Raw genomic sequence first — 26400 nt, forward strand, 5'->3', positions numbered from 1 at the left:
CCATCCATCGCCTCAAGAATGGGTGTAGACAGACTGAAGCGCTGCTGCTGCGGTCTTGCCTGGCAACGGGCCGGGCTACTTTTCTGACAGGATCGCGGAGATTTCTTTCCAATACACCCGCTGAAAAGGCTCTTCCTCTGCCAGCTCATAGGTTTCTACCAGCCCTTCTCGCCGCCGAGAAATGGTGTTGCCTTCTTTAATCACCACGGTTGCGCCGTCAGCGACATTGCGGGACAGCACCTTCTCCGGTTCTGTGGGTGCGTCCAGAATCACAATGTTGCTGCTGTCATAAAAGCAGCCCTCTTGCTCCAGCGTCACTTCGTCATATTCTGCAATGAGCAAGTCCAGCTTAGGATTTCGCAACAGGCTTTGTACCTTCGTGTTATAGGAACCCGTCAGCGCTTTTTGAGAGCGATTGACGAAGGCGGCATCCCGACAAATGGCCCCAATTGTCCAGTTGGGATAGTTCACCAAAATTTGATCAACTAGCTCTTGCAGTTCCTTAAGCGGCAGATAGTTGAATGTGAAAATGGGAATGCGGGCAGCTTGCCCCGATTCAAAAAAGGTTTCTAAAATCCGCGAAGCCACATCAATGCTGTTGCCGACGGCTGGACGCAGGTGCATATAAACCCCCGGCGCGGCGTTGATTTCGATGATGCCGAAGTTGCCCTCTTTCCAGGAGCGCGAAATGTCGGACGTAAGCACATCAATGCCGAGACAGACGAGGCGAAAATGCTGAGCAATATCCTGGGCAAGCACAATATTGTCGGGGTGAACCTGCTCGGTTGCGTCGATGCTGACCCCGCCAGACGATAGGTTCGCCACCTTTCGCAAGTAGATGACTTCATCTGGATCGAGGATACTGTCGAGGTCAAGCCGCTGCTCCGATAGATAGCGTTCCAGCGACTCGTCCACGATGATCTTGCCCAGGGGCGAGGTAGGCGTGTCGAGCCGCTCTGGTTTGCGGTTTTCCAGCGCAATTAGCTCGGCAATGGTGGAGCGCCCGTCGCCTGTGACTGAGGCGGGGCGGCGCTGGGTGGCGGCGACAAACTTGCCATCCACGCACAGCAGCCGATGATCCAGCCCGGAGATGCTCTGTTCAACAATGACCGCAATGGGTTGGCCGTCCTCGTGGGCTTCAACCGCTCGGTCAAAGGCAAATTCCAGTTCGCTGTCGTCCTGCACGTCGGCCGTCACCCCAATGCCCTTGTGCCCGACCACAGGCTTGACCGCGACCGGGTAACCGATCGACTGCACTGCCTTCAGCGCTTCCTTCAGCGTGGAAACGATCGCCCCTTGGGGCACTGGAAAACCCAGCGTGCTGAGAAAGGCCTTGCAGTCGTCTTTGCGGGTTGTAAAGTCGGAATCCACGTGGCTATCGCAGTCGAAGGTCGTGGCAACCCCCCGCACCAGCTTTTTGCCGTAGCCATACTGCATTAGTCCCTCATCGGGCAGATAAAAGGCGGGAATGCCCTGGTTATGAGCCGCCCGCAGCAGGGCGTAGATCGTAGGGCCGCCGTAGACCGATCGGCGAAAGCGGGTTTGCAGCAGCGCAATCTGGTCTTCAAGCTGAAAGGGCTGTCCATTGGAAATCGCCTCGAACCAGTCCCAAACTGCGTAGACCGTGCCATAGCTGGTGGACTCGTGGATCGACTCGACCGCGATCGTCGTCGGCTCGGTGGGCTGGAGGCTCCACAGCTCACAGTGCAAATCCATGTCCAGCTTGCCGACCTCGACCACGGTTTGCACAAACAAGTCGGCGTAGGACTGGTATTCGGTGAGCGCCATTTTGGGATATCGCTGGGCGATCGCCTCTACATAATCACCCAACGGCGGCGGCGCTCGATGTCCCGTCAGCGCCAGCCGAAACACCAAAGCCCCCCGTTCCAGGTAGGGATTTGGCCCAAGGTAATGCTTAAAGCCAAATACGTCGAAAATATCGGTTTTCCGAGCATTGACCGGACTTGCCTGTCCACTTGATTCGTCGATCACCATAATTCTTCAGCCACCCTTGGCTTTAGCCTGGCTGCCAGGACATTACCAGGACATTACATAGGCGAAGCTAATATACCCTGTTCTGAAACACGCCCGCCGTTACATTTGTAATGCTTTTGAGCCGATTTTTGGAGGCCAGTCCAGGCGGCTACGGGGGGCAGCCTCAGATTTCGCAAAGCAGCACTTAAAATTACGACTGCTTAGCAATGGGGGCCTATTTGGCTCTGTAAAGGTGAAAATTTAAGACAAAACCTTCGGGATATACGGGGTTTGTGTCAGTCTAGAGGTATGCTTTTTGAGGCAAAAAATGGCTTGTCTCAGTATTTTCCCCAGTCTGACAGACTCGATTAAAGATGCGGTGAAATATGGGTTTACCCCAGAGACGCGAGCGAAATCCTGCGGCTAGCATGGGTAGCTAAGTGGGTGCATATCGAGCGTTCCTCAACAAGCACGGCGAGGTTCAGAGTGCTACCTCTCTGTTCTCTATGCATCGCGACTCGACCTCTCAACCGCAAAAACTACTGGTCAAAGCAAATGATGAACATCAAGCGTATCCTTACCTGGGCTGGGCTGACCGCTGGTACTGCTCTGGCGCTGTTTGCCTCGCCGGCTGGGGCAGCAGGCATTTCCTTCGCACCTTTTAGCTTCAGCACCAGCTTCACAGGCAGTGCTCCTAAAGGCGACATTTGGTTGAACTCGGTGACAACCACCGACAGCCTAACGGCCGCCCTAGGAACTACCTATGGCTCTTTTGAGCTAGTCTCAGGTGCCAATATTATCCATAACGATTCGTGGACGGGTGGTGACACAGGTGCTGCTAGTTCTGACAGGGGCGATAATGCATCGGGTGTTGTTCTGGAGGCGGCGACCAATGCCAGCATTGTTGCGAGTTTGGGCAACCTTAATCTGAACAACATTATCGATACCGAAGATCGAGGCAGCTTCGTTATCGACCTGTTCTTTAACCGGGCGACCGACCGCTTCTTTTTCTGGGAGCGTGGCATGAACAGCAGTTTGCTGGTGCAGGCGCTGGATGATGCGGGCAACAAGCTGGCTGAGTATCTGCTAGATAGCAGCACCTCTAACTATGCAGGCTACAGCATCGATACTGTTGAAATTAATCACAGTCAACGGGTGGGTGCTCAGGGTCTGTGGCTGAACGGTGCTAGAACCAATCGCCTGCGCTTGATTGCCAACGGTGCGGCATTCAACGGACCAGACTTCAAGGTGGTTGCGGCATCTGTGCCTGAGCCTGCCACCATTGCGGGCACGGTGCTAGCTGCGGGTGCTGCGATTGCCGCTCGTCGCAAGCGCAAAGCCCAAGCAGAAGCTTAGGTTCTGCACCAGAGTGTCGTCCGCTGGCGACCTCTAGGGGTACCTGATTCTCGACTAGGGATTGCTAGTTAGTCCAATCGTCAAGGGCGCTCTTCTGCTTTCGGAGGAGCGCCTTTTTGGCAGTGCGGAGCGCACCAAATTCTCAGTTTGAAATTTCTCAAAAATTTCTCAACTCAAGCGGCCCCCAGCAGCAGCGCCATGAGCGCCTTTTGAGCATGGAGTCGGTTTTCTGCCTGATCCCACACGCGAGACTGGGGACCTTCCATCACGGCAGCGGTAATTTCCTCTTCGCGGTGGGCAGGCAGGCAGTGCAGCACGATTGCCGATCCGTCAGCCTTGCCCATGAGCGCCTCGTTGACCTGGTAAGGCTGGAAAATGGGGACGCGGCTTTCGGCCAGGTCTTCTTGCCCCATGCTGGCCCACACATCGGTGTAGACGACATGGGCCCCCTGAACCGCCTGAACTGGGTCGAGAGTGACTAGGACTTCGGTGCGATCGCCCGCAATGGCCGCCGCCCGCGCGACGATATCTGGATGGGGTCGATAATCGGCGGGACTGGCTACGCGCACGTTCATCCCCACCAGCGCGGCTCCCAGCATCAGCGAGTGCGCCATGTTGTTGCCGTCGCCCACGTAGGCCAGCGTTAGCCCCTCTAGCGTGCCGAATTCTTCTTGCACCGTCTGCAAATCCGCCAATACCTGGCAGGGATGCTCCCAATCGGTGAGCGCGTTAATCACCGGAATCTGGGCGTAGTGGGCAAAGGTTTCTAGCTCCTTCTGGTCGAAGGTGCGAATGGCCACGATGTCGAGATAGCGATCCAGCACGCGGGCCGTATCAATCACGGGTTCGCCCCGGCTGACCTGAGTGACGCTGGCATTGAGATCCAGCACCTGTCCCCCCAGTTGAAAAATGCCCACAGAGAAGCTCACTCGCGTCCGCGTTGAGGCTTTTTGAAACAGCAGCCCCAGGGTCTTTTCGCAGCGGGGTCTGGCGCGACCAGCCTTCATGTCTGCCGCTAGTTCCAAAATGGCGCTGACTTCGGCAGTATTCAAGTCTGCCATGCTCAACAAATCTCGTCCTTCTAACATGACCATGCGCCCAACCCCGATGCCTGAGTGAAAATAAAACCCTACCAGATTTCGGCGGTGGCGTTTGGTTGCCGTCTGACAATCTGCCTGGGTCATCTCTGCGTACAATGATGGGGAAGATTTGGATGACGCTGGATACCTCTCATGAAACGAATCTCCTACATCTGCTCTCGGACGGTTCAATTGGCGATCGCCAGCCTTGGTGCCTTGCTGTTTGCTGCGGCGTGCGATCGGGGTCCCCAAGCGGGTGTTAGGGAAGTGACTGAGGTTCCTGCTGACGCACCCGCGGCCGAAGCCCCCGCCGAAGCGCCCGTCCCTACCGAGTCGCCGAATCAGTCCATTCCGCCGACGGCCCGCTGCAACACCCCCAACCATCTGGCAGAAGTGGCGCAGCAAAACGGACAGAGCGTGTTGCAAATCGTCAGAAAACCAAGTGAAGTGATCGCCACCAGCCAGCCGGGAGGGCTGGCCACGCTGGCAAACCCCGACGGCAGCACGACCTACGGCATCGTCAGCGGCTCCACTTTTTACGTGCGCGTGTTTCCCAACGGCACCTGCTTTATCCAGGTACTCGACACCAACGGCGCAGTGTCTCTAGAAGAGAATGGCGTGAGCTAGGGATTTGGGATTTTAGATTTGGGATTTTAGAGCTTGGATTGGGGGTTGGCACCTGATTGCGGGCATTTACGTCCTGCAACTCGTTCTCCAAAGTCTGAATTCCTAGCCCACGACCCCTTGATTTCTGCAACCTGGACTCCTGAACCTTATATGAAAGCATTTGTTACTGGCGCAACGGGCTTTACGGGATCGCACTTGGTCAAGGCGCTGAAGCAGCGGGGCGATACGGTGGTGGCGCTGGTGCGAAAGAGCAGCGATCTATCGCGGTTGGCGGATTGCGACGTGGAGTATGTCTACGGCGATGTGGGCGATCGCGCTGCCTTGACCACCGCCATGCAGGGCGCAGACGTGGTGTTTCACACGGCGGCCTATGTGGAACTGGGTATTGTAGACGCAGCGCGGATGGAGCGGGTGAATGTGGACGGGACGCGGGCGGTGCTGGAAACGGCGCGATCGCTCAATGTGCCCAAGATGGTCTATTGCAGCACCATCGGCATCTACGGCGACACCCAAGGGCGCGTGATTGACGAAACCTTTCAGCGAACGCAGCAAGGATTTTCCTCGGCCTACGACCGAACCAAGTATCTGGCGCAGCAGTTGGTGGATCGGGCGGCGAGTGAGGGCTTTCACGTCGTTAGCGTGATGCCGTCGGGGATTTTTGGGCCCGACGATCCGCACTTTGGGCCCGTGGTGAAGACGTTTCTCAACGGCAAGCTGAAGGTGTGGGCGGGGGGCGATCGCATCACCGGCATCGTCCACGTCGATGACCTGGTGGCGGCGATGCTGCTGGCGGCGGAAAAAGCGCCACGCGGCGAACACTACATCATTTCCACGGGCGAAATGACCACCCGCGAGATGTTTGCCCTGCTCAGCGAAACCGCTGGCGTGCCTGCCCCGGCGGAAATTCCGCCGCCCGTGGTGCGCGTCGTCGGCAACCTGCTCGACCCCATTGGCCGCCTGCTCCAGTGGCAACCCCCAATCAGCCGCGAACGGGTTCACTATCTCTACGATCGCTGCGTCCGCGTCGATGGCTCCAAGGCCCGCCGCGACCTCGGCTGGAACCCGCGTCCCATCGAGGCAGTGATTCGAGAGCTAGCCACCGCCTGATGGTACTTGCCCTGCGCCCTTAGTCCCTGATTCTTTCCCCTCATGCAACTGATCGACTGGCTCATTGTCCTGCTCTACCTCGTCGCCTCGCTAGGGTTGGGACTCTACCTGACGCGCAAGGGGTCGGGCAGCCTGGTGGATTTCTTTGTGTCGGGGCGATCGCTCCCCTGGTGGCTGGCGGGCACGAGTATGGCCGCCACGACGTTTTCCATCGACACACCGCTCTATGTGGCAGGTGTAGTGGGCACTCGCGGCATCGTCGGCAACTGGGAATGGTGGAGCTTCGGCATTTCTCACCTGATTCTGATTTACGTGTTTGCGCGGCTGTGGCGACGCTCGGAAATCGTGACCGATGCCCAACTCACGGAGATGCGCTACGGCGGCCGTCCGGCAGCCCTGCTGCGGGGCATCAAAGCGTTTCTGTTTGCCGTGCCCATCAACTGCATCGGCATCGGCTACGCCATGCTGGCGATGGTGAAGGTGGTGGACGCGCTGCAACTCTGGCAGAGCGTAGGCATTACGCCGGGAGACAGCGCCAAACTTTGGAGCGTGGTCGGGGTCAGCCTGCTGGTGCTTCTGTATGCGGGCTTCTCCGGGCTGTGGGGCGTGGTGGCGACGGACTTTTTCCAGTTCATTCTGGCGCTGGTGGGAGCGTTTATCGTGGCGGCCTACGCCATTGGCGAAATGGGTGGCATGGCTCCGCTGCTGGCCCAAGCTCAGCAGGCAACGGATATCGACGTGCTGGCGTTTTTGCCGTTTGGGTTTAAGGATGGCGGCTTCTGCTGGAGCGATGCGGCGGGCATTAGCCTGACGACCTTTGCCGCCTATGCCGCGGTGCAGTGGTGGTCGTTTCGGCGCAGCGATGGCGGCGGCGAGTTTATCCAGCGGCTGGCGGCCTCAAAAGATGAGGCCGAAGCCGAGAAAGCTGCCTGGTTTTTCAACCTGTTGCATTACGTGATTCGCACCTGGCCCTGGGTGGTGGTGGCCCTAGCAGCGATCGCCCTCTATCCCATGCTGGAAGACCGAGAACTGGGCTATCCCCGGCTGATGCTCGACTTTTTGCCGCCCGTGCTGCTGGGGCTGGTGGTGGCCTCGCTGCTGGCGGCGTTTATGAGTACCGTGTCCACGCTGATTAACTGGGGCGCGTCTTATCTCACGAATGACCTCTATTTACGGTTCATCCAGCCCGCCGCATCCCAGGCGGAACTGGTGCTGGTGGGGCGGCTGGCCTCGGTGTTGGTGACGGTGCTGGGTGGGGCAGCAGCGTTTTTCGCGGCCGATGTGACGACGGTATTTCGTCTGGTCATTGCTATTGGCACTGGGCCGGGGTTGGTGCTGATCTTGCGCTGGTTTTGGTGGCGAATCAATGCCGCAGCGGAACTGGCGGCTATGCTGACGGGGTTTGTCATTGGGCTGCTGACGAGCGTTGTCCCTGTGCTGCGGATTGAGGATTTTGGCGTGCGGCTGATGGTGACTTCGGCGATTTCGGTGATGGTGTGGGTCAGCGTGATGTATCTCACGCCACCCGAATCGGACGAAACGCTGGATGCCTTTTATGCCAAGATTCGCCCTGGTGGTCCTGGCTGGGCCCGGCAGCGATCGCGCACCGGCCTGGCCCCGGCTCAGGATTTGCGAAAAGACCTGCTGCGGACACTGGCGGCTAGTTTCCTGCTGTTTGGGGCGATGTTCGCCATCGGTGGCTTTCTGCTGCTGAAGCCGATGACGGGCTGGGTATCGCTGGGGGTTGCGGTGCTGGGCTGGGTAGGGTTAAGACGGCTGAGGGGCGATCGCCCATCGCTAGACTCTTCCCGCATTGTCTCCTAGCTCTATCAACGTTCATAATTCTAGAAATCAACCCTCGCTCCTGTGTTCGTCACCTCAGTTTTCGCCATTTCCGTCTTTGCCACCTCAGTTTTCGCCACCTCAGTTTTCGCTATTTCTGTTTTCACCATTTCTGTGTTCGTCACTTGTTGTTGCAGTTGCCAAACGCCATGTTCAGACTGACCCGCCGGTTCGTCCAGTTTTGTCTGCTTGCCATCGTCACCTTTGGGCTGCTGGTCGCTTGCAATCCCCAGCAATCCGCCACTGATTCGACCACGCCTGCTGCCTCTGCCCCCTCTGGCAAACCGCTGGTCGTGGGTTCCTCGCCCTGGCCAGGCTTTGCGGGGCACTATGCCGCCGTTGCCAAAGACTTTTTCAAAGAAGAAGGCATCACGGTCAACGACACCTATTTTCAAGTGGCCACCGATGTCAACACGGCGCTGCTGGCCGATCGCCTGGATCTCGCCTGGACGGGCGGCCCCGATGCCGTCGTCATGGCGGCCCAAGACCCGTCGCTAAAAATCATCATGATCTCGGACTATTCCGACGGGGCAGACGGCATTCTGGCCCGCGGCGTAAGCAGCCCTGCCGACCTGAAGGGCAAGACCGTCGCCTGGGAAACCCTGCCCCTGCAAGCGCTGCTGCTGCGGAAATATCTGGAGCAGGGCGGCTTGACCGAGAAGGACATTCAGCTTCAGGTGATTCCCGCTGCCGAAGCCGCCGCCGCCTTTGCAGCTAACAAAATCGACGTGGCCGTGACCTACGAACCCTGGCTGACCACTGCTGCCAAGGAAGGCAATGGTCAGGTGATTTTCTCGTCCAAAGGCAGCAACATTATCCCCGTAGCGCTGGTTGCCAAAGAGTCCGTGATTCAGGAGCGCAAGGCCGACATTCAAGCCTTTATGCGGGCGATCGACAGGGGCGTGAAGCTGGTGCGCGAGAATCCCGATGAAGCCAACGCCATCGTCGCCGCCAAGCTGGGCGTGAAACCCGAAGAAGTGCCTGAACAACTGGCCACGGTTCGCATGTTCGATGTCGCCGAAAATAAGGAAATTATCTTCAACCCCAGCCACCCGCTGAATGTGATGGACAGCCTCGCTTTTGCTGCCAAAACCAGCCAGGAAATTGGGCTAATTTCCAGCCCGCTGGATGCGTCGAAGCTGTACGACGATTCGCTAATCAAGGGACTGTGATGGAGTGATGGGGCGAGAGATGGAAAAACGAAACCTCTTCGTTCTTCGTTCTTCTCTCTTCCCTCTTCCCTCACCCCCAACCCCCAATCCACCTGCTATACCTGGAAGAGAAACCTCTTTCCTTCCAGAGTCCCTATGCAAAAGCTGAAACCCGAAGACGTGCTGCTGAGCGTGGCGACGGTGCCGCTGCTGGCGGGGCTGGTGGCGGCGCGAGCAATCGCCCAGGTGATGGTGTCTGTTGGGCAGAGCAGCGAGGAGCTATTTCGGGGCGATCGCCTGCCCACGCTGCATGTCCATTCTTCCCACAATTCCTCAGTCTGAGCGAGTCCCCAAAAATAAGCCAGAAAGCAAAACGGGAGAGAACTTTGCGTCCTCCCCCGGCTGGTTATTTCGATTGCCGCGCTGTGGCGGAGTCTGGTTCGACGGGTCGGAGCCCGATTGCTTGAGCTTCTGGCTGAGCGTTTTGAACTGTTTCCGCAGTTGCCGCTGGCGGGCACTGCCGCCTTTGCCCTTGGCGTTTCGCCCTTCTCGCCGGGGAGATTCCCAGCGCTTGAGTTGTCGTGACACTTACGTTGTCTCCTCAGGTTTACAGGTCTATTCTAAAGATTCTCCTGCAGGGCTGGCGATTCCGGATTTCCGCTGAGGTAGATGGGTTTTCCGCTGGGGCAACGAAATCTTCTGAACTAGCGCGAGGCGTGAAATGAACTAGCGCGAGGCATGAAATTGCCGGAAACCCTGCCCATGCCGGACTTGCTACCCAAAATCGCCAATCCAAAATCGCCAATCCACAATCCAAAATCCACACCTCCTCCCCCGGTTTGCACCCAAAAGCTTGAAAGATCCGGAGAACCAGGACGGGCGATCGCCAAACACGCCATCATAGAAAAGCTCCCTAAAGAGCGTCCACGCCAACCTTCCAACACCGCCTCAATGACTTCCTCTACCGCTGCTAAACCACTCCGCTACGCCTACTTCCCCGGCTGCGTTGCCCAGGGAGCCTGCCGAGAACTGTACCAATCCACCCACGCCCTGACCCGCGCCCTCGGTATTGAGCTAGTTGAGCTAAAAAAAGCTGCCTGCTGTGGCTCTGGCACGTTTAAGGAAGATTCCCAACTGCTGGAAGATGCCGTCAACGCCCGCAATATTGCCCTAGCGGAGGAACTGAACCTGCCCTTGCTGACCCATTGCAGCACTTGTCAGGGCGTAATTGGGCACGTAGATGAGCGGCTGAAACACGCCAAAGAATCGGATGCCGCCTATTTTGACCAGGTGAACGGGCTGCTGAAGCAGGAAGGCTGCTCGCCCTACAGAGGCACTAGTGAGGTGAAGCATCTCCTGTGGGCGCTGGTCGGCGACTTTGGGCTGGCAGAATTGCAGCAGCGCGTCACCCGCAGGCTGTCGGGGCTGAGGTGCGCGGCGTTTTATGGCTGCTACCTGCTGCGGGCGCAAGATCACCTCGCCTACGATGACCCGTACAATCCCCAGTCGATGGAAAACGTGTTTCGGGCGGTGGGCGCGGAGCCGGTGCTGTATCGGGGGCGGACGCAGTGCTGCGGCTGGCCGCTGTCGAGCTATGCCACCGAAACTTCTTTCAAGATGGCAGGTGGGCACATTTTGGAGGCGATCGCCGCTGGAGCCGATTGCTTCGTCACGCCCTGTCCCCTCTGCCACCTCAACCTGGATTCGCGCCAGCCAGAGGTGCAGCAGGTAATCGGCGAAACGCTGGGATTGCCCGTGCTGCATCTGCCGCAGTTGGTGGCGCTGGCGCTGGGCATCGGCCCCAAGGAGTTGGGGTTGGAACGGCATGTGGTTTCGACTCGTCCTGTGCTAGAGAAGCTGGGGATTCGGGGATAGGGCTTGGGGATTGGGCGAGGGGAAGGCAGCAGGAGGGCAGCAGGAGGGCAGCCGGAATGACAGAGGCAAATTCGCGGGGGAATGCGGCGGGCAATTTTCTGCATAACCTGTCGCTGCTGCTGAGCGGCGGGGTGATGGCGGCGGGGCTGGCGGTGGGCGTAGGGCTGTGGCAGGGGGGCGATCGCTTTTTGACGCAGCTTCGGGAGTTTTTCACCGTGCAGCAGCCTGCGCCCCAGGTGGATGTGCAGTCCCTCGTGGTGCAGCAGGTGCGGACGATGAGCGAACTGACGACGGCAGCGTTTGGGGTGCAGGCGGTGGTGCCTACTAGCCGCGATCGCACGCTGGGGGGCTATACCATTGGCAGAACGACGCTGCTCTACATTGCCTATGGCGAAGTGCGAGCAGGCGTTGATCTGTCGCAGATTTCGCCGGCCGACGTGCAGGTGATAGGAGAGACCGTGACCCTGCGCCTGCCGCCGCCTCGCCTGCTGGACAGCAAGATTGACGTAACTCGGTCGCAGGTGTACGACTATGATCGCGGCTTTTTGGGGCTGGGGCCAGACGTTGCGCCAGAGCTGCAAGACCTGGCCCAGCGGCAAACCCTCCAGGAAATCATTGCGGCGGCCTGTAGCCAGGGCATTTTGCAAACGGCGAGCGATCGCGCTCAGATTGCCATCACCCAACTCCTTAGCACTGCGGGCTACCAGGTCACGGTTCAGCCCCAGCCGCCTGCCCCCGACGCTTGCCCCGCTTCCGCCATGCCCGCAGGGAACCCCACAAGCCAGCCCGTCGGCTCTGCAATAACATCCAGATCGCAAAGCTTGAATGAGTTGGGCGGGTGGTAAAAGCGAACGTCCTCAAGCTCCGCAGAATGCATTCCCGCCCACAGTGCCCAGAATGCGAGTGACCATGACCTATACCCCTGCACAAGCCCTCACCGTCGATCGCTTTATTGCCCAACACGGCGATGACTCCCGCTATGAACTGGCCGATGGAGAATTGATTGACCTGGAACCCACCGGCCCCCATGAAACGGTGAGCGGTAAACTCGCGACTCAAATCGGCATTGCCATTACAAACGCCCATTATCTTTAGTTTATTCCTCGCACTTGCCTGATTCAACCCTTTGCAGAAATTGCCACCGCTCGTCGTCCCGACGTTGTGGTTCTCGATGAAACCTTTTGGGCGAATGAACCCCGCTGGCAGCAAGAACCTGTGATCACCTTAGGACGCTCGATCAAGCTGGTCGTCGAAGTGGTCAGCACCAACTGGGAAACAGACTATGCCCGTAAGGTTGAGGAATGCGCACTCTTTGGGATTCCGGAGTATTGGATTGTTGATTATCGCGGGCTAGGGGGCACGCGCTTCATTGGCAAACCCAAACAGCCGACCTTCACTGTCTGTCAATTGGAGGCTGAGGAGTATCGTCAGCAGCAATATCGCCTGGGTGAGGCAATCTCGTCAGGAGTGTTGCCCAATCTACAGCTTCGATTAGAGGATGTCTTGCCTCACTAAACTTGCCTCGCTAAGAATGGCTAAATTTGCTCATCAAATTACTCCCGGCGTTTCCGGATGTCGGGGTCGCCGTGGATTGGAGCCGCGGATTGGATCTGGGGACTATCGGGAGATGCCGTCGAGGGGATGGGTGTTGGTTCCAAATCGCTCAACGCAGCGCACGAAAATTTCTACCCCCAGACCTAGCGCCGTTTCGTCGAAGTCGAAGCGGGGATGGTGGTGCGGGTAGGCCAGCCCCCGGTCGATGTTGGCGGAGCCGAGGAAGAAATAGCAGCCGGGGACTTCCTGCAAAAAGAAGGACATATCTTCGCCGCCCATCGTTTGGCAGTCGGGCACTACGCCAGCGGGCGTTTCCACCACGTCTTCGGCCACCGAGCGGATCAGGTGGGCGATCGCCCCATCGTTGATGACGGGCGGATAGAGCCGATGATAGTGGAACTCGTAGGTTGCGCCGTGGCTGCGGCAGGTGCCCGCGATAATGTCTTCAATGCGGCGATCGAAAAAGTTTGCCAGCGCCGGGTCGAAATAGCGCACTGTGCCCCGCAGGTAGGCGCTGTCGGCAATCACGTTGCTGGCTTTGCCCGCCTCAAATTTGCCCACCGTCACCACGCCCGATTGCAGCGGGTCGAGGTTCCGCGCCACGATGGTTTGCAGCGCCGTCACCACCTGCGCCCCCACCAGGATCGAATCCACCGTCTGATGGGGCATTGCGCCGTGGCCGCCGCGCCCGTGAATCGTACATTCAAACAGTTCCACCGCCGCCATCATGGCCCCGGCGCGAATGCCCACCTGGCCCAGCGGCAGGTTGTTCCACAGGTGCAGCCCGATGATGGCGTTCACGTCAGGATTGTTCAGCACGCCCGCCGCCAACATCGGCTGTGCGCCGCCTGGCCCTTCCTCCGCTGGCTGAAAGATAAACTTGACCGTGCCCGCAAAGTCCCGATGCTGCGACAGGTAGTAGGCCGTGCCGAGGGCGATTGCCACATGCCCATCGTGCCCGCAGGCGTGCATCCGTCCGTCGTGCTGCGAGCGATAGTCCACCTCGTTTTCTTCTTGAATGGGCAGCGCGTCCATGTCGGCGCGGATCGCCAGCACGGGGCCGGGGCGATCGCCCTTCACCAGCGCCACAATCCCCGTTTGCGCCACCCCCGTTTCATGCTCAATGCCCCACTCGCGCAGCTTGGCAGCAATAAATTCTGACGTGAACTGCTCCTGAAAACCCAGCTCCGGCCGCTGATGGAGTTGTCGCCGCCACACCGAAAGCTGCGGCTGCAAGGCGCGGATCTGGAGCCGGATGCGAGACGTATCAACCGAAAGCGAGGCAGTGACAGTGAAAACCATTGTAGTTAGGGGTTAGAGGTTGGGGGTTAGGGGTTAGGCGCGTCCCTTCACATAATCCATGATTACAAATCTTCTTAATCTCACCCCATCACCCCATCACTCCCTCTCACTCCCGCAGACTGTGCAAAATCTCCCGCTTGAGGCTGAGAAACTCCGGAGACAGCTTCAGATCCAGATCGCGCTGTTCAGGCAGATCGATGGGGACTTCTTGCTTGAGGCGACCGGGGCGGCTGCTCATGACGTGGACGCGCTGGGAGAGGTAGATGGCTTCTTCGACATCGTGGGTGATCATGAGTACGGTGATGTGGGTCTGCTGCCAGAGGTCTTGCAGAAATTGCTGCATTTGTTCTTTGGTCTGGGCATCTAGGGCCCCAAAGGGTTCGTCCATCAGCAGCACTTCGGGTTTGGTGGCCAGGGCGCGGGCGATCGCCACTCGTTGCTTCATACCGCCGGAAAGCTGCTTGGGATAGGCCCCGGCAAACTGCGTCAGCCCGACGGTGTGGAGGTAGTAGGCAACGCGCTCCTGCTGCTGCGCTTTGGGCATATTTTGCAGTTGCAGCCCAAAGGCGACGTTTTGCGCCACCGTCAGCCAGGGGTAAAGGGTGTAGCTCTGAAATACCATGCCCCGGTCGGCTCCTGGCCCCGGCACCACCTGCCCATCTACCCGCACTTCTCCGCTAGAGGGCGGCACCAGCCCTGCCACAATATTCAGCAGGGTAGACTTGCCGCAGCCCGAAGCCCCTACCAGACAGACAAACTCACGCGGAAAAATCTCCAGGTTAATCTCGTCTAAGACCTGAAGCAGCTTGCCCTGCACCCGATAGGACTTGGACACCTGGCACACTTCGAGCTTGGGCAACGCGGCAGATTTAGCGGCAACGTCAGGCATGGAGGGCGATCGCCCAATCAAGCTGGGCCTCATCAAGGACGGAGAACTGCCAAAAGTATAGCCCCCGCCCCCGCCCCGTTTGGTACTTTAGGTGTCAGGGTAAAGGCTCAGGACTCAGGCGTGACAATCCAAAATTCCTAACCCAAACTCCAAAATCCCCAACCCAAACTCCAAAATCCCTCCATGACCGCTCCCCCCATCCGCCCCACCCCCAAACAATACCTCCAGCCCTCCGTCTTCTGGGGCATTCGTCAGGATTTTCCAAAACGGCTGGCGCTGCTGCTGATCGGGCTGGCGCTGGGAGTGCCGCTACTGCTGTGGGCGATCGCCAGCTACGGCGGCTGGGTGCGCCCCATCTTCCTGCCTACGCCGACGGCAGTGGTGCAGGCTGGCATCGCGCTGGTTCAAGAGGGACTGGTGCGCGATGTACTGGCCAGTTGCGGGCGGGTGCTGGGGGGCTTTGTGCTGGCAGCGGCGGTGGGCGTGCCGATGGGCATTCTAATGGGCACGTTTAGCAGCATGGAGAGCCTGTTTGCGCCGCTAGTAGGCACGGTGCGCTACATGCCAGTGGTCGCCTTTGTGCCGCTGATTGTGATTTGGGTGGGGCTGGGGGAATGGTCGAAGGTGCTGATTATTTTTCTGGGCGTGGTGCTGTACAACGCCATCATGGTGGCGGATGCGGTGAAATTCATCCCCAACGAGATGATCAATGTTGCCTATACGCTGGGGGCCAAGCGGCGCGACGTGCTGTTTAGGGTAATCATGCCTGCGGTCTTTCCCAGCGTGCTGGATACGCTGCGGGTGAATATTTCCGGCGCGTGGAACTATCTGGTGATTGCAGAATTGGTAGCAGCGCAGAGCGGACTGGGCTTTCGCATTGTGCAGTCGCAGCGGTTTCTACAAACTGACAAGGTACTGTTTTGCATTGCCATCATCGGCGGCATCGGGCTACTGCTAGACTACACGCTGCGGGCAATCTCGCGCCGCCTCACGCCCTGGGCTGACTAGACCCGCTGAGCCAGATAAAGCGGCTGTTTCTAGGGATGTCCACAGGGATTGCTCTTTCCTCTATTGCAATCATTAGGAAATCTTCAGATGGAATCACGGGCGATCGCCCCCCGGATTCTTGACGGCATCTTGAAGTTAAGGGACACTAACAACAAGAGTCATTACTATCCCTTCTACAACGTTTAGTTACGATTTATCTTCAATTGACTCGATACATTTCTTTGGATTTGACCCAGCTTTTGAGCAGATTGCCTGGTTTGAACCTTAGGAAATGTTAAGGGTCTGAGCCTCTAGGGAGAGTTGTGTTTTCCAAAAGCCTGTTGGTTTTGCTGGACTTGCAGAGCAGCAAGGCAGCTTTTAGGCAGGCGTTGAGGGATTGGTACAGGCTTTGGTTTGCTTTGGCTCAAACGTTCGTTCGATTTAGGATTCGCTGAACGTATGGAAACGCTGGAATTCATCATCTATCCCGATGGTCGCGTGCAGGAAAAGGTGACGGGCATTGTGGGTGCTTCTTGTGCCGAGGTGACCGCTGCAATTGAGGCGCAGTTGGGGCAGGTGGTGAGCCAAGAGCCAACGTCCGAGTTTTTTGCACAACCGAATACGATTTCTTCGACCCAATCGCAGTCAGCCTTCAGCGAGTGGTAGGCTGAGTTCTTCACTCCAACTTGCCGAGCTTTGAGAGTTTCATCACTGTCGCTCCGTTTATTTTGTTCTTTGGTTTAGTTAGAAAACTCATGTCACACTTTAGCCAAATCAAAACTCAAATCCGCGATTTAACCTCTCTCCAGCAAGCCCTGACCGATCTGGGCGTGGAATGGAAGGCTGGCCCCCAGCCCGTGCGGGGCTATCGCGGACAAACCCACCAAGCTGAGGTCGTCATCGAGCAGGACAATGGCTACGATGTTGGCTTTAGCTGGAACGGTCAGGAATATGCGCTGGTGTCTGACCTGCAATATTGGCAACAGCCCCTGTCGGTCGATGGCTTTCTGCGCCGCGTGACTCAGCGCTACGCCTATCACACGGTGGTCAAGGAAACGACCCGCCAAGGTTTCCAGGTTGCTGAAGAGCAGCGCCAGTCTGACGGCTCGATCCGGTTAGTGGTGCAGCGCTGGAGCGCCTAGATTTTCGAGCGATTTATTAGGACTGTGAGGGGTCAGCCAGAGCGCTGACCTTTTGCGTGTCTTCGCGCCTTTTGAAGTATTTTGAAGTGCAGTTTTACAGGAAAGCAGGTTAGGCCCGATTGGGGCGATCGCCCTGTTGCGCTGACCGAACCGAGGTGATGTGTGATATGGACGAATTCTCTTCCTCAAATCCGCCGTGGGATTCGGCAGAGCCGACTGGACTGGAGCCAGAACTGGGCGGCGACTGGCGCGACTCGCCTGATCGCACGGGCTTTGAGCCAGAACTGGGTGGTGCAGTTCGCCAAAAGGGGGTGTACGTGGATGAAGTCACCTGTATTGGCTGCAAACACTGCGCCCACGTTGCTCGCAACACTTTCTTCATTGAGCCGGACTATGGGCGATCGCGCGTTATCCGCCAAGACGGCGACCTGGAAGAGGTCATCCAGGAAGCGATCGACACCTGCCCGGTGGACTGCATTCACTGGGTCGATTACACCGAACTCAAAAAGCTGGAAGAGGAGCGCCAGTATCAGGTGATTCCTGTCGCAGGCTTCCCGGTCGATCGCTCCCTGATTGCGGCAAATATGCGGCGGAAGCGGGCCGCGGCAAAGCGACGAAAGGCAGAGTGAGCGAGAGATCGTGGGAGATAGCGGGGGATAGCCAGGGATAGCCGGGGGATGGTAGGAATCGCCCCACCGCTCTAGCCCGGTCACATCAAATTCAGCGGATCGACATCAATCGTCAAGCTGACACTCGTCGGGACGTGCGATCGCAGCGCTTTGAACATTTCTCGCTCTGCATCTGAAAAAGTGTCGGCTTTCAGCAAAATCTGCCAGCGGTAGCGGTTGGCCACGCGGGCGATCGCCGCTGGGGCCGGCCCCAGCAGGTCGATCTGGGGAAGTTGCTGGCAAATTTGAACCGCGAGCAGGTCTGCCGTGCGCTTGACGGCGGCATTGTCCAGTCCACTAAGTCGCAGCAGCACCAGCGATCGATAGGGCGGATAGCCCAAGCTCTGGCGATGGGCCAGCTCTTGCTCGGCAAAGGGTTCGTACTGCTGCTCCTGCACGGCCTGAATCACCGGATGCTCTGGCGAATAGGTCTGCACGATCACCCGCCCTGGTTCGCGTCCGCGCCCTGCCCGCCCCGCCACCTGAAGCAGCATTTGAAACGCCCGCTCGCTGGCGCGATAGTCTGCCAGGTGCAGCAGCCCGTCTGCCGCCACCACGCCCACCAGCGTCACCTGGGGCAGGTCGATGCCCTTGGTCAGCATTTGCGTCCCTACCAGCAAATCCGCCTCGCCCTGGGCAAAGCGGGTGAGGAGGGCCCGATGGCTGCCTTTGGCGCGGGTAGTGTCGCTGTCAAACCGCAGGCAGCGCAGGTCAGGCAGTTCAAGGGCGAGTTCCTGTACGACGCGCTGAGAGCCGCTGCCAAAGTGTTTCAGGTAGGGCGATTCGCACGCAGGGCAGCGATTGGGGTGGGTTTGCCCATAGCCGCAATAGTGGCAGCGCAGGGACTCGTAGCCTTCCGCCTGTGCCTGATGGTAGGTCAGGGAAATATCGCAGTGGGGGCAGGTCATGACGTGGCCACAACTCCGGCAGGAGACAAAGGTACTGTGCCCCCGCCGATGGATGAATAAAATGCCCTGTCGTCGCTGCGATCGCAGTTCCATGAGCGCTGCTTGGAGCGATCGGCTAAAGATCGATCGGTTGCCCTGCTGAAGTTCGCGGCGCATGTCTACTACCTCGATGGGGGGCATCGGGCGGGCGTGGATGCGCTGGGGCAGGGAGAGGGTGAGCAGGGCAGCCGGAGAGGGGACAGAAGCGCGGGCAGCCCAGGTGTCGAGGGCGGGGGTGGCAGAGCCGAGAATGAGGGGACAGTTGGCCTGCTGAGCCCGCCAATAGGCGACGGTGCGGGCGTGATAGCAGGGGGCGGGCTGGTCTTGCTTGAAGGTGGAGTCGTGTTCTTCGTCAAGAACAATCAGCCCCAGGTGGGGCAGCGGCGCAAAGACGGCAGAGCGCGTGCCGATGACGATTTGCGGGTCGCCGCTGAGCATTTGTCGCCAGGTGTCGTAGCGTTCACCGTCGGACAGGGCGCTGTGGTAGACCCGCACGGCTTCGCCAAACCGCGCCCGAAAGCGATCCGTCAGTTGAGGCGTTAGCCCAATTTCGGGCACCAGCACTAGGGCAGACTGGCCGCGGGCCAGGACTGGGGCGATCGCCCTTGCATAGACCTCCGTCTTGCCCGACCCTGTTACGCCGTGCAGCAAGACGGGCTGAAATTGCTGGAGCGTTGTGAGAGCCGCCAGTGCCTTTGCCTGGTCTGGGGTCAGTTCTGCGGGGCCTGCGCCAATCTCTGCGCTGACCTCTGCGCCAACTCCTCCGCCAAACCCACCGGCTTCCGCCCTCAGCACCTCTCGCGGCTGAATTTCCACCCAGCCCTTTTGGGCTAGCCCCTTCACCACCGAGGAACTGACCTGGCAACGTTGCAGCAGGTCTTGGAGCCACAGTTCACCGCCGCTGCGCTTCAGCACCTCCACCACTTCCCGCTGGCGGGGACTGAGGTCTGCACCGTCTGGCTGCACCAGCGTCACTGCCTGCCGCAGTTTGGGACGCACGGGCGCAGGCGGCTCCAGATAGCTCTCCACCCAGCCCCGCGCCAGCAGTTCTTGCAGCCCCGCCCGCGCCCCCTTCACCTGCCGCTGCAAAAACTGCCAGGTATAGTCGCCTGATTTCTGCGACTGGAGTTTGTCTAAAAGCTGCTGTGCTGCGGGATGAAAACCCTTGGGTGCGTCTGGCAGCGCGGCCCGATTTAGGCGAATTCGGCGCTGCGATCGCCCCAACAGTCCTGGCGGCAGCGCCGTCCGCACCACCTGCATCAGCGGCGTGCAGTAATATTGCGCCACCCGTTGCAGCAGATCCCAATAGCCCGCCGGAAAAAAGCTGCGGCAGACAACTTCTTCTACTGGCCGAATGGCTGCTGTATTTAGGCTGGCCGGAAGCTCAGCCACCAACCGAATGGCGATCGCCCCCAACTGCCGCCCCCCAAAGGGCACGCTCAAAATATCTCCGGGCACAATCGCCATCCCCGGCGGCAGTTGATAGGTATAGAGTTCCTGCGCTCCCGGACAATCCACCAGCGCTTCCACCCAGCGGGCATCGCCCTCTGCCAGTCGGTAGGCAGCCTGTCCTTCCGCCGTACTAGGGGCCGCCTGTCGCGGGTCGAGAGACTCTAGAGGATTTGCAAACGTTGGGAGCATGGAAACCAGAAAATGCGGCGGGGTCTGCTCAGCGGAATAGGGGCTGTGTTCAAATGCTTTTCTCACTATAGACTCTCGATTTACCAGGTCTACCTGAAACCGAGAGGAGCCGCCTTCCCCCACTGCGGCTGGCACGCTGGGGGCGGATTCTATCGCTTGCGAGTCCGCCCGGCTCATGAAAACCAAGTTTTTAAGTCTTGAAATTCCGCCTTTTTCTGGAAAAAACCTGAAGATTCTGGATAAAAGTGCGGCTTAGATCCGCCCAGATCGATCTAGATCGATCCAGATCAATCTAGATCGATCCAGATCGGTTTTAGCTCAATAAGCGCTTTGATCGATTTGATTTGTAACAAAATAATGAGCGCCAGACTCCTCGCTCAGAGTTGATGATCTGCGCTCAGATTTGCGGCACAGGGGAGTGATGATCGACCCTAAAATTGCTCAAACGATCGCCCTGAAAGGACTGGCGATCGTCGACAGTTAGCGATTCGCTTGTTCAACCAAAACTAAAAGCCTCCTTGAGTTCGCTTTTGGTGGACAAGTTGGAAGTGAAATGTTAAAAATGTCTTGCAAACTGACAGGAAATTAGGATATAAACCTGGACAAATCCCAAGTTTTAGATCAACATTATCGAAATGATCTCTCCTAATTTTTCGATCGAGAGATCCAAAGGTTAGAGAACAGCTTCTCCGAACGACCGCTTGTGAAGTCTTTTCTCTGATGCAGGGCAGGGTAGATCGCTAGGTTTTTCGCAATCAATGCCTCCGATGGAGGACTCGATCTAGAAGGTCAATCTACCAAAATGATCGCGCCGCTAAGCTCCCTCGCGTTGACCAGTCCAGACCTGAAAGAAGACCTTGGAATGGTCAGACTACAGCCTTTTCAGCAGAATCGCTCCTCGTGTCAAGGCAGATTCTGTTGAACTCCCCCCCAGGGAACACAACGCTTATTTAAGAACCCGCACCCAAAAAACTACCCAATCACTCAAGTCGTTAGGATGAATCCCCCTATGTCAGCGCTATTTGACCCAAATTCTAAGCAGACGATTGAACCTGTCGCAATGGGATCAACTCGCGTCATAGAACTGGAAACCTGCCGAGATATGGGTGGGTTCAGTCCGATCGAGATTCGAGTTCCGGCTCGCGAATCGCAGACGGGCGATCGCCGAGAAGATGATCAGCCCAGCAATTTTCTGATCAACTTCTCGCGTCCGGAACCGGCTGGACGCTCGGATGGAGAAATCCTGTCGAAGCTGCGGGAGGTGGCTGCACCTGACGAGGAAGATGCTGCCGATCAAGAGACAGATTTAGACATTGTGCCGGAATCTGATCTAGACGCAGCTTTTCTGGGTGAGTTTTCTGATATCGAATCGCCAGAAGATGAGGGCGGCGATGATCTGGCCACAGATGATGAAGATGTATTTGAACCGGATGTACATCGAGAATTTGATGAGGAATTAACAGCGGCCTACGCGCCTGGATACCGAAAGACCAATTCTGACGATGCAGTGGGCGCATTCTTTAAGGAAATGGCTCGCTATCCGCTGCTCAAGCCTGGCGAAGAAATCGAGCTGGCCCGCCAGGTGAAGTTCCTGGCCGAAGTAGAAGCGGTGCGCGATCGCCTCAAGGCTTCGCTCCAGCGCACCCCCACCAAGGCCGAAGTGGCCCAGGAGTTTGGGCTGAGCGATCGCCAGTTGGATCACCGAATGCACCGCAGCCGCACCGCCAAGCGCAAGATGATCCGCTCTAACCTGCGGCTGGTCGTTTCTATCGCCAAGCGCTATCTCAATCGCGGTGTGCCCTTTCTGGATTTGATTCAAGAAGGCGCACTGGGGCTAAACCGAGCCACCGAAAAGTTTGACCCCGACAAGGGCTATAAGTTCTCGACCTATGCATACTGGTGGATTCGCCAGGGCATTACCCGAACCATCGCCAACGATGCCCGCACGATTCGTTTGCCGATTCACATTGTCGAAAAGCTGAACAAGCTGAAAAAGGCCCACCGGGAACTGCGCCGGGATCTCAACCGCAACCCGACGGAAGCCGAACTGGCCGCCGCGCTGGATATTCCGGTGGATCAACTCCGCAACTTGCAGCAAGTCCGGCGGCGATCGCTCTCGCTCAACCACCGCGTCGGCAAGGGCGAAGACACCGAACTCATGGAGCTCCTCGAAGACAGCAGCACCCAGTCGCCCGAAGCCAAGATGAACGAAACCATGCTGCGTCAGGAAATCTACACGGTGCTGTCGGATGTGCTGTCCGAGCGCGAGAGGGAAATCATCTCCCTACGCTATGGACTGCTGACGGGCGAAACCCACACCCTAGAAGAAGTCGGCATCTTGTTTGACCTGTCGCGGGAGCGCGTCCGCCAGATCCAGACCAAAGCCATGCGGAAACTGCGCCGTCCTCAGGTGGCAGCCCGACTAAAGGGGTGGCTGCGCTAATGGCTCGCATCCGCCTTGCTACGCCTGCCGATGCGCCTGCCGTGTTTGAACTCATTCTAGCGCTGGCAGAATACGAAAAGCTGACCCATGAGGTGGTTGGCAGCGTGGAATTACTGGCAGAGCATCTGGGGGGCTTGGGCACAGATCCCGCAGAGCAGCGTCGCCCGCTCATCGAGGCGCTGCTGGCAGAGGTTGATCAGCAAGCTGTCGGGTTTGCGCTGTTTTTCAGCAACTACTCCACTTTTTTGACCAAACCTGGGATCTACCTAGAAGATTTGTTTGTGCGCCCCGAATATCGTGGCCAAGGCATTGGCAAAGCACTCCTGTCTACTCTGGCACAACTAGCGCTGGAGCGGGACTGTGGCCGGCTGGAATGGAACGTGCTGGACTGGAACGAACCCGCGATCGCCTTTTATGAGCGCATGGGAGCCACTATTCTGCCGGACTGGCGTACCTGCCGGGTAACGGGAGGGGCGATCGCCCAACTTGCCAACCTGGGCCAATCTCCCTCGTTTCCTCTTTAATATCTATTAGGACTTATTTAATATCTATTAGGACTTAGACAGTCGGACAGTTTCTCGCGGGCGCAGCCCGCAAGAAACTGTCCAAAATCCAGCAAGCTTATCGCAAGTGCGTCAGTCCTGATCTATATCTCCCTTCGATTAATCCTGCCTTTAAAACTGAGGTTTCCATCATGGCGAAAACAATTTGGGTCAACGAGCAAATCGATCCCTCCGGTCTGGTTTACACCTGCATCGCCTGCTGCGACCAAACCCAGGCGCAAGAATGCCACCACTCCTTTGACAGCAACCTCACGCCAGAGCAAAAAGCCTCCGGCTGGATTGCCCGCCTCCGTACCGTAGACACCTGGGAAGAAGTGCCCGTCAACGCGCTCAAGCTGGATTAGTCCAAAATTTGAGCAATCCAAAATCGCAAACCCAGCTCGCAAACCCAAATCGCAAACCCAAATCGCGAATCAAGACAGGTCTCTGCAAATCGCTATGATCTGCCGCTAGCGTTCGCCCGCATGGTTGCCAGATCGCACGATCAGATAGCTAATCGCCAGCGCCAAAATAGCTGCCCCTAGACCGATGAGGTCTAGCCCGCCGGCCTGCTTGGAATCAAAAATAATGATTTTCCGCGCCACTGCGGTCAATGAGGTGACGATCACCAACTCCAACTGCACCCGCGCCGTCTGCTTTTCCAGGTAGGCGGTGATGTTTTCCAGCACCTCCAGCGCAATCAGCACATTCAGAAACAGTCCGAAAATCTCGATCAGCGTCGTGGTGAAAAAGCCGTAGGGTGGATTCGATAGCTCCGTTGCTAGGAATCGGGCCAAGTCGGCGATCGCCACCACCAGCACCACAATCATCGCCAGCGACAAAATCTTGGCAATCAGCACCTCAAACCCCTTCAGAAAGCCCAAAAAGCTCTCATCGCTGAGGTTCTTAGCCGTTCGTCTCGTCAGCGATCGGAGAAAATTTCGGAACGTCGCCATAATTTAGATGAAGGATAAAAATGCCAGAGACAGAAGTGAGCCAGAGCATCAAGCCCGCAAAAGTGCCGAAAGCATCCAATAGCCCTTAAAGCAGGATTCCAGTCCAAGGTTCAGCGTCCTGAACAGCGCGAGTTAACTAAACGGGCGAACCCAGCGGCTCAGCAGAGGGACAATTGTCCCGAAATTGTAAAGATTTCGTTACAAACGGCGAAGCCGAGCCATCATAGTTGAGTGGACTCAATAGGAATCAAGCAAACTCTCGCTAGAGCAGGTTTGGTTTCCATACAAAATCGTGCAGAAATCCAGATTTCGTTACAAATAGGGGTGAATGTTTACCAAACTTAATAATCCTGGGCTATCCTAGACAAGTAAGCATAAATTCTTAGCAACTTCAATATCGACCTCATGATATCAGCTTGGTCTGTAGAGGAGAAGGTGACTGGAGCCGCGAAGTGTCGTAAGCTGCACGCCCTAGGAGAGAAGTCATCCATGATCCCCAAAGTTGGGTTAAGCGGATTGCTTTCCCTCTCTGCCTCTCACTTCAGAATTGGGTATCCCATTTCACAGGCTAAGCACGGGCTACGACTTGTTAACACGCCGGATTCTTTAAAACTCTTCAAATCCCTTCCTGTAGCTCGAAATCCCTTCACATCGCAGTCTTTGGGTAAGCTCCCATGATGAGTACTCAATTTCCTTGGCTGACCGCTCTAATCCTGTTTCCGCTGGTCGCGTCCTTGCCGATTCCGCTCCTGCCCAACAAGTACGGCAAGACTGTCCGCTGGTACTCTCTCAGCGTTGGATTAGCTGAGTTTTCGCTGATGATCTACGCCTTCTGGAAGCACTACGACCTCCAGAACTCAGCCTATCAACTGGTCGAAGATTACAACTGGATTCCCCAAATTGGTTTGCACTGGTCGCTTGCGGTCGATGGGCTGTCGATGCCGCTGGTGCTGCTGTCGGGTCTGGTGACCACGCTGGCGATCCTTGCCTCCTGGCAGATCAAGGACAAACCGCGCCTGTTCTATGTGTTGATGCTGGTGATGTATAGCGCCCAGATTGGCGTGTTCACGGCTCAAGATGTGCTGCTGTTCTTCTTTATGTGGGAACTGGAACTGGTGCCCGTGTACCTGCTAATTGCCAACTGGGGCGGCCAGCAGCGCATGTATGCGGCGACCAAGTTCATTCTCTACACGGCGGCCGGCTCGATTTTCATCCTGGTGGCGGCCTTGGCAATGGCCTTCTACGGCGGCGACTTTACCTTCAATCTGGCAGAACTAGGGCTGAAAGACTATTCGCTGAGCTTTGAACTGCTGATGTATGGGGCGCTGCTGGTGGCTTTTGGCATGAAACTGCCGATCTTCCCGCTGCATACTTGGCTGCCGGATGCCCACAGCGAAGCGCCCGCGCCCGTGTCGATGGTGCTGGCTGGCGTGCTGCTAAAAATGGCAGGCTACGCGCTGATCCGCTTCAATATCGAAATGTTGCCCAATGCCCATGCCTACTTTGCGCCGATTTTGGCGGTGCTGGGCGTGGTCAACATTATCTATGCGTCGCTGACGGCGTTTGCTCAGAACAACCTGAAGCGACGGATGGCTTATTCCTCCGTTGCCCACATGGGATTTGTCTTGATTGGGATTGCTGCCTTTACTGACTTGGGCATGAGCGGCGCTCTGCTGCAAATGGTGTCTCACGGGCTGATTGCGGCGGCGCTGTTCTTCCTGTCAGGGGTGACCTACGAGCGGACGCATACGCTGATGATGGACAAGCTGGGCGGCATGGCCAAGCAGATGCCGACGACCTTTGCGCTGTTTACGGCTGGCTCGATGGCCTCGCTGGCGCTGCCCGGCATGAGCGGCTTTGTGGGTGAACTGACCATTTTCCTGGGATTCTCCAGCAGCGAAGCCTATAACCCTGCATTTAAGGCGGTGATCGTGATGCTGGCGGCAGTGGGCGTGATCCTGTCGCCAATTTACCTGCTGTCGATGCTGCGGACGGTGTTTTATGGTGCAGAGAGCAAAGAGCTGGCTGGTATTCGGTTGACGGATGCGAAGCCCAGGGAGGCATTTATCGCGCTGTGCCTGCTAGTGCCCATTATTGGCATCGGTGTGTATCCCAAGCTGGCGACCCAGACCTATGACGCGAAGACGGTGGCGGTCGTCTCGCAGGCGCGGCAGGTGTTACCGATGGTGGCCCAGCAGCCTTGGCTGGATCTGAAGGTGCCTTTTGCTGCGCCGATGATCGTGGGCACAGAGGCGAAAGATTTGGCTGCTGCGATGAAGTAGCGGCGGCCGACAAGTTTCATCCAGGGGCGATCGCGC

The 26400-nt window shown here is 57.6% G+C and carries 24 protein-coding genes and 1 pseudogene; 17 read left to right on the forward strand and 8 right to left on the reverse strand.

Annotated features, from left to right (window positions below):
* Positions 1-75 precede the first annotated feature (75 nt).
* On the reverse strand, positions 76-1992 hold the full coding sequence (locus JTM80_RS22225; RefSeq protein WP_390820412.1) for a cyanophycin synthetase: 1917 nt from the start codon (positions 1990-1992) through the stop codon (positions 76-78).
* A gap of 540 nt (positions 1993-2532) precedes the next feature.
* On the opposite strand from JTM80_RS22225, the gene JTM80_RS22230 reads away from it, so the two are divergent.
* Positions 2533-3330, forward strand: coding sequence for an exosortase-dependent surface protein XDP2 (locus JTM80_RS22230; protein ID WP_315874823.1), 798 nt, complete (start codon positions 2533-2535; stop codon positions 3328-3330).
* A 173-nt stretch (positions 3331-3503) separates the two neighbouring features.
* Here the strand turns inward: JTM80_RS22230 and argF are convergent, their stop codons facing one another.
* On the reverse strand, positions 3504-4424 hold the full coding sequence (argF, locus tag JTM80_RS22235; RefSeq protein WP_172358731.1) for an ornithine carbamoyltransferase: 921 nt from the start codon (positions 4422-4424) through the stop codon (positions 3504-3506).
* Positions 4425-4562: 138 nt separating this feature from the next.
* On the opposite strand from argF, the gene JTM80_RS22240 reads away from it, so the two are divergent.
* From JTM80_RS22240 to JTM80_RS22260, 5 genes are all read left to right on the forward strand, one after another.
* A complete protein-coding gene (locus JTM80_RS22240; RefSeq protein ID WP_172353549.1) occupies positions 4563-5036 on the forward strand; it encodes a hypothetical protein in 474 nt (157 codons plus the stop codon).
* Between the two features lie 150 nt (positions 5037-5186).
* Entirely contained in the window at positions 5187-6143 is a 957-nt protein-coding gene (locus JTM80_RS22245; RefSeq protein WP_172353550.1) for an NAD-dependent epimerase/dehydratase family protein, read from the forward strand.
* Between the two features lie 42 nt (positions 6144-6185).
* Positions 6186-7967 (forward strand): sodium:solute symporter family protein, encoded by a 1782-nt coding sequence (locus tag JTM80_RS22250; RefSeq protein WP_172353551.1) that lies wholly within the window; start codon positions 6186-6188, stop codon positions 7965-7967.
* 167 nt (positions 7968-8134) lie between these two features.
* Entirely contained in the window at positions 8135-9157 is a 1023-nt protein-coding gene (locus JTM80_RS22255; RefSeq protein ID WP_172353552.1) for an ABC transporter substrate-binding protein, read from the forward strand.
* Between the two features lie 135 nt (positions 9158-9292).
* The gene (locus JTM80_RS22260) at positions 9293-9478 is read left to right on the forward strand and encodes a hypothetical protein (RefSeq protein WP_172353553.1); all 186 of its coding nucleotides are present in this window, start codon (positions 9293-9295) and stop codon (positions 9476-9478) included.
* Here JTM80_RS22260 and JTM80_RS22265 read toward each other — a convergent pair.
* Together JTM80_RS22265 and JTM80_RS22270 are read right to left on the reverse strand one after the other, a co-directional pair.
* Positions 9470-9724, reverse strand: a complete 255-nt coding sequence (locus tag JTM80_RS22265) for a hypothetical protein (RefSeq protein WP_172353554.1) — start codon at positions 9722-9724, stop codon at positions 9470-9472. The genes JTM80_RS22260 and JTM80_RS22265 overlap by 9 nt on opposite strands.
* A 116-nt stretch (positions 9725-9840) precedes the next feature.
* Complete coding sequence (locus JTM80_RS22270) at positions 9841-10038, reverse strand: hypothetical protein (RefSeq protein WP_172353555.1); 198 nt, start codon at positions 10036-10038, stop codon at positions 9841-9843.
* Positions 10039-10087: 49 nt separating this feature from the next.
* Between JTM80_RS22270 and JTM80_RS22275 the strand changes: the two genes are divergently transcribed.
* From JTM80_RS22275 to JTM80_RS22285, 3 genes and pseudogenes are all read left to right on the forward strand, one after another.
* The gene (locus tag JTM80_RS22275) at positions 10088-11011 is read left to right on the forward strand and encodes a CoB--CoM heterodisulfide reductase iron-sulfur subunit B family protein (protein WP_172353556.1); all 924 of its coding nucleotides are present in this window, start codon (positions 10088-10090) and stop codon (positions 11009-11011) included.
* 56 nt (positions 11012-11067) lie between these two features.
* Positions 11068-11856 carry a DUF4230 domain-containing protein gene (locus JTM80_RS22280; protein ID WP_172353557.1) on the forward strand — a complete coding sequence of 263 codons (789 nt, stop codon included), beginning with the start codon at positions 11068-11070 and terminating at the stop codon, positions 11854-11856.
* A 64-nt stretch (positions 11857-11920) separates the two neighbouring features.
* Positions 11921-12526, forward strand: a pseudogene (locus JTM80_RS22285) (Uma2 family endonuclease).
* A gap of 102 nt (positions 12527-12628) precedes the next feature.
* Here the strand turns inward: JTM80_RS22285 and JTM80_RS22290 are convergent.
* Together JTM80_RS22290 and JTM80_RS22295 are read right to left on the reverse strand one after the other, a co-directional pair.
* Entirely contained in the window at positions 12629-13867 is a 1239-nt protein-coding gene (locus JTM80_RS22290; protein ID WP_205370327.1) for a M20 family metallopeptidase, read from the reverse strand.
* A gap of 106 nt (positions 13868-13973) precedes the next feature.
* A complete protein-coding gene (locus JTM80_RS22295; RefSeq protein ID WP_172358732.1) occupies positions 13974-14756 on the reverse strand; it encodes an ABC transporter ATP-binding protein in 783 nt (260 codons plus the stop codon).
* A gap of 183 nt (positions 14757-14939) precedes the next feature.
* Between JTM80_RS22295 and JTM80_RS22300 the strand changes: the two genes are divergently transcribed.
* The 4 genes from JTM80_RS22300 (at position 14940) to JTM80_RS22315 (ending at position 17514) form a co-directional block, all read left to right on the forward strand.
* Complete coding sequence (locus JTM80_RS22300) at positions 14940-15764, forward strand: ABC transporter permease (protein WP_172353559.1); 825 nt, start codon at positions 14940-14942, stop codon at positions 15762-15764.
* A gap of 438 nt (positions 15765-16202) precedes the next feature.
* A complete protein-coding gene (locus JTM80_RS22305; RefSeq protein ID WP_172353560.1) occupies positions 16203-16409 on the forward strand; it encodes a DUF2997 domain-containing protein in 207 nt (68 codons plus the stop codon).
* 89 nt (positions 16410-16498) lie between these two features.
* The gene (locus JTM80_RS22310; protein WP_172353561.1) at positions 16499-16885 is read left to right on the forward strand and encodes a DUF1257 domain-containing protein; all 387 of its coding nucleotides are present in this window, start codon (positions 16499-16501) and stop codon (positions 16883-16885) included.
* A gap of 167 nt (positions 16886-17052) precedes the next feature.
* Positions 17053-17514: a ferredoxin gene (locus tag JTM80_RS22315; protein ID WP_172353562.1), complete on the forward strand. Its 462-nt coding sequence runs from the start codon at positions 17053-17055 to the stop codon at positions 17512-17514.
* An 80-nt stretch (positions 17515-17594) separates the two neighbouring features.
* On the opposite strand, the gene priA is transcribed toward JTM80_RS22315, so the two are convergent.
* Positions 17595-20141 carry a primosomal protein N' gene (priA, locus tag JTM80_RS22320; protein ID WP_205371507.1) on the reverse strand — a complete coding sequence of 849 codons (2547 nt, stop codon included), beginning with the start codon at positions 20139-20141 and terminating at the stop codon, positions 17595-17597.
* Between the two features lie 1009 nt (positions 20142-21150).
* On the opposite strand from priA, the gene JTM80_RS22325 reads away from it, so the two are divergent.
* The 3 genes from JTM80_RS22325 to JTM80_RS22335 all read left to right on the forward strand — a co-directional run bounded on the left by JTM80_RS22325 (position 21151) and on the right by JTM80_RS22335 (position 23491).
* Entirely contained in the window at positions 21151-22584 is a 1434-nt protein-coding gene (locus JTM80_RS22325; protein WP_304941114.1) for an RNA polymerase sigma factor, RpoD/SigA family, read from the forward strand.
* On the forward strand, positions 22584-23108 hold the full coding sequence (locus JTM80_RS22330; protein WP_172353563.1) for a GNAT family N-acetyltransferase: 525 nt from the start codon (positions 22584-22586) through the stop codon (positions 23106-23108). Before JTM80_RS22325 ends, JTM80_RS22330 begins: the two co-directional genes overlap by 1 nt.
* 170 nt (positions 23109-23278) lie before the next feature.
* Positions 23279-23491 (forward strand): glycogen debranching protein, encoded by a 213-nt coding sequence (locus JTM80_RS22335; protein ID WP_172353564.1) that lies wholly within the window; start codon positions 23279-23281, stop codon positions 23489-23491.
* A gap of 105 nt (positions 23492-23596) precedes the next feature.
* On the opposite strand, the gene JTM80_RS22340 is transcribed toward JTM80_RS22335, so the two are convergent.
* Complete coding sequence (locus JTM80_RS22340) at positions 23597-24082, reverse strand: phosphate-starvation-inducible PsiE family protein (RefSeq protein WP_205370328.1); 486 nt, start codon at positions 24080-24082, stop codon at positions 23597-23599.
* 674 nt (positions 24083-24756) lie between these two features.
* On the opposite strand from JTM80_RS22340, the gene JTM80_RS22345 reads away from it, so the two are divergent.
* Positions 24757-26364, forward strand: coding sequence for an NAD(P)H-quinone oxidoreductase subunit 4 (locus JTM80_RS22345; RefSeq protein WP_304941115.1), 1608 nt, complete (start codon positions 24757-24759; stop codon positions 26362-26364).
* Positions 26365-26400 lie beyond the last annotated feature (36 nt).

It is taken from the genome of Thermoleptolyngbya sp. PKUAC-SCTB121 (assembly GCF_016919485.1).
GTDB lineage: Bacteria > Cyanobacteriota > Cyanobacteriia > Elainellales > Elainellaceae > Thermoleptolyngbya > Thermoleptolyngbya sichuanensis.

Excerpts from the sequence above, each read along its gene's own strand:
- JTM80_RS22290 (WP_205370327.1), bottom strand. The coding sequence starts at position 13,867 with ATGGTTTTCACTGTCACTGCCTCGCTTTCGGTTGATACGTCTCGCATC.
- JTM80_RS22270 (WP_172353555.1), bottom strand. The coding sequence starts at position 10,038 with ATGATGGCGTGTTTGGCGATCGCCCGTCCTGGTTCTCCGGATCTTTCA.
- JTM80_RS22250 (WP_172353551.1), top strand. The coding sequence starts at position 6,186 with ATGCAACTGATCGACTGGCTCATTGTCCTGCTCTACCTCGTCGCCTCG.
- JTM80_RS22335 (WP_172353564.1), top strand. The coding sequence starts at position 23,279 with ATGGCGAAAACAATTTGGGTCAACGAGCAAATCGATCCCTCCGGTCTG.
- JTM80_RS22340 (WP_205370328.1), bottom strand. The coding sequence starts at position 24,082 with ATGGCGACGTTCCGAAATTTTCTCCGATCGCTGACGAGACGAACGGCT.
- JTM80_RS22300 (WP_172353559.1), top strand. The coding sequence starts at position 14,940 with ATGACCGCTCCCCCCATCCGCCCCACCCCCAAACAATACCTCCAGCCC.
- JTM80_RS22345 (WP_304941115.1), top strand. The coding sequence starts at position 24,757 with ATGATGAGTACTCAATTTCCTTGGCTGACCGCTCTAATCCTGTTTCCG.
- JTM80_RS22295 (WP_172358732.1), bottom strand. The coding sequence starts at position 14,756 with ATGCCTGACGTTGCCGCTAAATCTGCCGCGTTGCCCAAGCTCGAAGTG.
- JTM80_RS22255 (WP_172353552.1), top strand. The coding sequence starts at position 8,135 with ATGTTCAGACTGACCCGCCGGTTCGTCCAGTTTTGTCTGCTTGCCATC.
- JTM80_RS22305 (WP_172353560.1), top strand. The coding sequence starts at position 16,203 with ATGGAAACGCTGGAATTCATCATCTATCCCGATGGTCGCGTGCAGGAA.
- argF (WP_172358731.1), bottom strand. The coding sequence starts at position 4,424 with ATGGTCATGTTAGAAGGACGAGATTTGTTGAGCATGGCAGACTTGAAT.
- JTM80_RS22280 (WP_172353557.1), top strand. The coding sequence starts at position 11,068 with ATGACAGAGGCAAATTCGCGGGGGAATGCGGCGGGCAATTTTCTGCAT.
- JTM80_RS22275 (WP_172353556.1), top strand. The coding sequence starts at position 10,088 with ATGACTTCCTCTACCGCTGCTAAACCACTCCGCTACGCCTACTTCCCC.
- JTM80_RS22325 (WP_304941114.1), top strand. The coding sequence starts at position 21,151 with ATGTCAGCGCTATTTGACCCAAATTCTAAGCAGACGATTGAACCTGTC.
- JTM80_RS22245 (WP_172353550.1), top strand. The coding sequence starts at position 5,187 with ATGAAAGCATTTGTTACTGGCGCAACGGGCTTTACGGGATCGCACTTG.
- JTM80_RS22240 (WP_172353549.1), top strand. The coding sequence starts at position 4,563 with ATGAAACGAATCTCCTACATCTGCTCTCGGACGGTTCAATTGGCGATC.
- JTM80_RS22310 (WP_172353561.1), top strand. The coding sequence starts at position 16,499 with ATGTCACACTTTAGCCAAATCAAAACTCAAATCCGCGATTTAACCTCT.
- JTM80_RS22260 (WP_172353553.1), top strand. The coding sequence starts at position 9,293 with ATGCAAAAGCTGAAACCCGAAGACGTGCTGCTGAGCGTGGCGACGGTG.
- JTM80_RS22315 (WP_172353562.1), top strand. The coding sequence starts at position 17,053 with ATGGACGAATTCTCTTCCTCAAATCCGCCGTGGGATTCGGCAGAGCCG.
- JTM80_RS22330 (WP_172353563.1), top strand. The coding sequence starts at position 22,584 with ATGGCTCGCATCCGCCTTGCTACGCCTGCCGATGCGCCTGCCGTGTTT.
- JTM80_RS22230 (WP_315874823.1), top strand. The coding sequence starts at position 2,533 with ATGAACATCAAGCGTATCCTTACCTGGGCTGGGCTGACCGCTGGTACT.
- priA (WP_205371507.1), bottom strand. The coding sequence starts at position 20,141 with ATGCTCCCAACGTTTGCAAATCCTCTAGAGTCTCTCGACCCGCGACAG.